This window comes from Desulfobacter sp. UBA2225 (assembly GCF_002348205.1).
Taxonomy (GTDB): Bacteria; Desulfobacterota; Desulfobacteria; order Desulfobacterales; family Desulfobacteraceae; genus Desulfobacter; species Desulfobacter postgatei.
Map to the genome: position 1 here is coordinate 1 of NZ_DDYV01000055.1, position 5,565 is coordinate 5,565.

The 5,565-nt window shown below is 46.8% G+C and carries 6 protein-coding genes; 5 read left to right on the plus strand and 1 reads right to left on the minus strand.

All coding sequences use genetic code 11. The annotated features are described in order from the left end of the window. From B3D59_RS02895 to B3D59_RS02915, 5 genes are all read left to right on the plus strand, one after another. Positions 1-1,061: aminotransferase class V-fold PLP-dependent enzyme (locus B3D59_RS02895; RefSeq protein ID WP_286817601.1), on the plus strand; the 1,061-nt coding region annotated here is incomplete at its 5' end. A gap of 45 nt (positions 1,062-1,106) precedes the next feature. Continuing rightward, a complete protein-coding gene (locus tag B3D59_RS02900; RefSeq protein WP_286817602.1) occupies positions 1,107-2,663 on the plus strand; it encodes an NAD(P)/FAD-dependent oxidoreductase in 1,557 nt (518 codons plus the stop codon). A gap of 14 nt (positions 2,664-2,677) precedes the next feature. Further along, on the plus strand, positions 2,678-3,106 hold the full coding sequence (locus tag B3D59_RS02905; protein WP_286817604.1) for a hypothetical protein: 429 nt from the start codon (positions 2,678-2,680) through the stop codon (positions 3,104-3,106). A gap of 82 nt (positions 3,107-3,188) precedes the next feature. Further along, positions 3,189-3,854, plus strand: coding sequence for a peptidylprolyl isomerase (locus B3D59_RS02910; protein ID WP_286817605.1), 666 nt, complete (start codon positions 3,189-3,191; stop codon positions 3,852-3,854). Beyond that, on the plus strand, positions 3,851-4,468 hold the full coding sequence (locus B3D59_RS02915; RefSeq protein ID WP_286817606.1) for a methyl-accepting chemotaxis protein: 618 nt from the start codon (positions 3,851-3,853) through the stop codon (positions 4,466-4,468). Before B3D59_RS02910 ends, B3D59_RS02915 begins: the two co-directional genes overlap by 4 nt. A gap of 635 nt (positions 4,469-5,103) precedes the next feature. On the opposite strand, the gene B3D59_RS02920 is transcribed toward B3D59_RS02915, so the two are convergent. Beyond that, the coding region (locus B3D59_RS02920) for a tetratricopeptide repeat protein (protein WP_286817607.1) at positions 5,104-5,565 on the minus strand (462 nt) is incomplete at its 5' end.

A 5,565-nucleotide genomic window follows, 5' to 3' on the forward strand; every position in this document is an offset into this window, starting at 1 on the left:
AACTTTTTCCGCCCAAAGATGATTTTTCAACTATTGAAGAAGACGGCCTGTTCAAGGCCATGAGCGTTCACCAGACGGACCGGGTGGTCATCCTTGTGTCCCGTCGGGGGCACTACTCTTTGAGGAAAGCAAGCGGGATTCTGGGCCTGGGCAATAAAAACATTATTGCCGTAGATGTTAAACCGGATCACACCATTGATATAGACAAACTTAAACAAACGATCCAGGATCTGAAGCAGGAAGGGCGTACAAAAATTGCCGCAATCGTGGGCATTGCCGGGGCTGTANNGGGCATTGCCGGGGCCACTGAAACTGGGACCATTGATCCATTGCAACAGATGGCCGATATCTGTGAACAGGAGCACATCCATTTCCACGTGGATGCGGCATGGGGCGGGCCGATACTGTTATCACACACCTATGCCCATCTGCTTTCAGGCATTGAACGGGCAGATTCCGTCACCATTGACGGCCACAAACAATTTTACATGCCCATGGGAGCGGGCATGGTCTATTTTAAAAACGCCAAAGCCCTTGACGCCATTGCCTACCATGCCCGATATGTCAACCGAAAGGGCTCTGTGGATTTAGGCATCAAAACCCTTGAAGGTTCCAGGGAGGCCGCTTGCCTGATCCTGGATGCATCCTTAAAAATAATGGGTGCCAAAGGGTATGCCCTGATGATTGATCATGGTATTGAAACGGCCAGGGCATTTGCCGAAAAAATAGAAGAGCGGCCGGAATTTGAACTGGTGACCCGGCCTGTGCTTAATATTCTGACCTACCGGTTGGTGCCCATGTCCTTTCGGCAGAAACTGGCAACCGCCCGGGGGGAGGAGCGAAAACGCTTAAACCAGGAACTTGACGAGATCAATATCCGCATCCAGCGCATCCAGCGGGAAGCAGGCAAAAGTTTTGTCTCCAGAACCCGGCTTAAACTTGTGCCGGAGGATGACTTCATGGTGGTGGTACTTCGGAGCGTTATCATGAACCCCTATACCACCGAAGCCATCCTGGACGATATCCTGGATGAACAGGAACAAATTTATCATAAGTTTTGATCAGGGACCGGGCAGAATAAATGTTCTCCATCACAGGGGAGATCAATGAAAAGACAGATTGAACTGACCGTTCACCCGGACGGCCTGTATAACAGAACTCTTCATAAAAAACTGGCCGCAAAAAAATTACGGGCCGATGTCAATGATATTACTGCCCTTATACCATTGAAACGCTCCATTGATGCCCGGAAATCTGCGGTATTCCGGATACGGTATGAAGCATATATTAATGAACCCTATCTCTCCACAAAAGATGAAATTTCATACAACCCGGTCAAACCGGGCAGAGATGTGCTCATTGCAGGATTCGGCCCGGCAGGGATGTTTGCAGCCCTGAAACTGATTGAAGCCGGTATCAAACCCGTTGTTCTGGAGCGGGGAAAAAATGTCAGGGACCGGCGGTTTGACATCAGCGCCATACAAAGAAACCATTCCGTCAATCCGGACTCCAACTATTGTTTCGGGGAGGGTGGTGCCGGAGCCTATAGTGACGGCAAGCTTTTTACCCGCTCAACAAAACGCGGTGATGTCAAAAGGATATTAAACATCCTTGTACAGCACGGCGCAGACCGGGATATACTGATAGATGCCCACCCCCATATCGGTTCCAACAAACTGCCGAAGATCGTTTCAGCCATAAGGGAAACGATCCTGTCCAATGGCGGTGAGATACATTTCAACAGCCGGATAACAGACCTTATAGTCCAAAACAACAGGCTTGAAGGGGTGGTGGTAAATGATTGCCTTGAAATGCCGGGGCAAGAACTCATACTTGCCACGGGCCATTCCGCCGTGGATGTTTATTATATGCTTAAAAAACATAATATCCGGCTTGAGGCAAAGCAATTTGCCATGGGGGTAAGAATTGAACACCCCCAAAAACTGATCAATCAAATCCAGTACCATTCAAAAAACTATAGCAGCAACCTGCCGGCAGCCGCCTATTCCCTGACCTGCCAGACCAGTGAACGGGCGGCGTTTTCATTCTGTATGTGCCCGGGCGGCATTATTGTACCGACAGCCACCTCTCCCGGTGAACAGGTGGTCAACGGCATGTCCGTTTCCAAGCGCAACTCTCCCTTTGCCAACGCCGGTTTTGTGGTCAGTGTCGGGGAAAAAGAGTGGATAAATTACAGATGTGAAAATGAATTTGCCGGATTAAAACTTCGCATAGCCCTTGAGAAACTGGCATTTGAACTGGGCGGACATTCCCAGATCGCCCCGGCCCAGAAAGCCGCTGATTTTTTAAAGGGAAAAACCAGTGCAACCCTGAATCCAAGCTCGTATATCCCAGGCATCATATCTGCTCCCCTGCATGAGCGCCTGCCCAGGTTTATGGTCAAAGGCCTTGGAGAGGCATTAACGATTTTCAACAGAAAAATGCCCGGGTTTTGCTCCAATGATGCCCAACTCATCGGGGTGGAGACAAGGACCAGTTCACCGGTAAGAATTCCCAGGGACAAAACGACCTTTATGCATCCGGATATTCACGGGCTCTTCCCCTGCGCAGAAGGGGCCGGTCATGCAGGCGGTATCGTATCGGCAGCCATTGACGGTGAGAATTGTGCTGCCGCCGCCGCAAAATTTGCGCAATTTATTTGATACTGCAATCTTCTATGTTAAAATCTATTAAACAATATCTTAAAAAAGCCGGTGAAGAAGCCTCAAAGGAATATACCATTGCCCCGCGACGCAGTTCGGAAGAAAACAATAGCGCTATTGAACCATGGATAGGCGTGGATCTTGACGGCACCCTTGCTTTTTATGACAAACATTCCTCTATTGAAACCGTTGGAGACCCTGTACCTGCAATGATGACCCTGTTAAAGGATATGATCGACAAGGGCACACGGGTTAAAATTTTCACTGCCCGGGCAAGTGATCCGGAGCAGCTGCCCATTATACGAAAATGGTTGAAAATCCAAGGCCTGCCAGACCTTGAAATAACAAATGTGAAAGACTATAGTATGGTCAGACTTTATGATGACAGGTGCATACAGGTTGAAAAAAACACCGGCCGTCTGATCGTTGATAAATCAATTTAAGGATTCAAAATTATGAGATACCTTTATTATATCGGCGGGATAATTGTCCTGTTTTCCCTTCTTGNNTCTTGCCGCATACGGTGTGTTCAAGACAAAGGTTGAAATATCCAAGCCTGCGGTTGTGATCAACGACAGAATCATTTCCGAATCCGAACTTGAAACACGGATCAAATTAAAACCTTACTACATGAATCGTGATGAATACATTGATTCCCTGATTGATGAACAACTTCTTATCCAGGAAGCGCTCAACAAGGAGATCCACAAAGAAGAATCATTCCGCCAGTCTGTCCAGCAATATTACGAGCAGTCCTTGATCAAAATTTTAGTGGACAGGAAGCTTTCGACCCTTAAGACAAGCGTGTCCGACAATGAAATTCAAAAATATAAAATATTGTCGGCAAGCCGCCTGATCATATCAAAATTCGGTTATAAATCATTGAATGACGCGCAAAACAGTGTATCCCAGACACCGCAAAAAATAGATGCCGATTTTCTGGATCTTTCAGACGGGCTGAAGTTTACTCTTTTAAACCTGAAGAAAGGAGAGATGTCCCCACCCGTTGAATCGGGAATGGGCGTTCTGTCATACCGTATCGATCAGATTATCCCCCTTGAGGCCCCAAAGAGAGGTGACACAGATGATGAACAGATCAGAAACTTTATTGCCGGCTATAAACAGGAACAACTCATGGCCGACTGGATACGGGAATTAAAAGCGAACGCAGAAATATGGAGGGAAAAATGAACCGTCCTACCCCCTATAAACGCAAAATATATTTCATTAACAAAGAACTTCAGGGAAAATTTATTTTCAACTACTTTATTCTTTTAACCCTGGGAAGCATTCTTTTTATCGCTATTTTCAGTTTTTTTTCGTCAAACACCCTCTCCATTGTCTATGACAATTATCACCTGCAACTGGGCACCACACCTGGGATTCTTTTTAAAAAAATTTTGAGTACCCAGTGGCTGTTTATCGTTCTGGGAGGCATTTTTATCTGCTTTATCACCATGAGACTCACCCATCGTGTGGCCGGTCCCTTTTACAGGTTTGAAAAAACCGTTGATGAGATGATCAAAGGAGATCTTTCGGTTGAGGTTGGTTTAAGGGAAAAGGATGAGGGAAAAGAGCTGGCTGAAAAGATAAACCTGTTTAATTCAAAACTTTTACAGAACCTGAACCGGATACAGGACCTAAACGTCGGTATCGGTGTGTCTGTCGAAAAGATAACGGCGGGATTGAAAAAGGATTGTCGGGAAGATGTTTTAAAACTGGTGGAAAACATTGAAAGGAGCCGCAAAGACATTGACGCCGTAGTCAAAGAATATACAGACAGCAGCAGTCAGGTAAAAGGTTAATCTCACAATGCGGTTTATTGCAGCAGTACTTTTGAGCGTTGTGGTGATGCAGGCAGACGGCCTGCTGTCGCCCTGTACCGCATATGAGCTCAGGAGCAAATATGCAACAATCATTTATGATAACCCTGAGGATCTCAGGCGGTACAACAAAGAGCTGTACCTCGCTGGACGGCTGCGCTCCCAGGTCAGGCAATATAAAACCGACACCGTCGAACAGGAAGTCGTTGCAAAAATAGATGTCATCACAGAAAAAGCAATGAGGGTCCTGGATATGTATCCAAGACCTATCGTCGATGAACTGGCCCGGGAGGCGAACATTCCCAANNGGGTCCTGGATATGTATCCAAGACCCCTCAACTATTCAATTAAAATCCTGCCCGGCAGAGATGAAGTTGCCCATGCCTTTAAGCAGATTTACAACGTCAATGTAGATTATATTGCCTTTTATTCGCCCCGGCTGAACCGGGTATTTTACTCCTCAAACAACGGACGGCTGAGGGTTACCTGTCACGAAATCGGACATGTGGTGGTTGAAAGTTATTTTAAAATCTCTCCCCCCCAGCGGATACATGAGGTCATGGCCCAATACGTGGAAAAACACATAAACGATTAAGCTGCCTGCCCTGTTGTGAATCTTACCCTTCCGTTGATTGAGAATCCATTTTCTCCAGGCGCTGACGCGCTTTTTTATTATTTGGATCAACATAGAGTGCCTGCTCATACTTTTCCCGGGCCTTGAACAAAATACCCTGACGCCGGTACAAATCGCCCAGCTCAATCTTAAATTCAGGATAACCGGGTATAGCGGTTTCAGCTTTTTCCAGGGCCGCCATCGCATCTTTAATATTTTTCTGCCGGATAAAAAATCGATAGACCCGCCAGTATTGCGATATCTTGGGGTTATCCAGCTCTCCCAGAATAGCCAGCATCTCCCTGTAAATTTCCTGCCCCTGGCTCTGCCGTCCAACGGTATACAAGAAGTCTGCATAGGCAAACATGGGGCCTGGGGCTCTTGGAATGGCCGTCAATATCCTTTCATGGTCCACATTGGCCACAAGAAGGGTTCGAATGACCGTATCCGAGTATTCATCATCAAG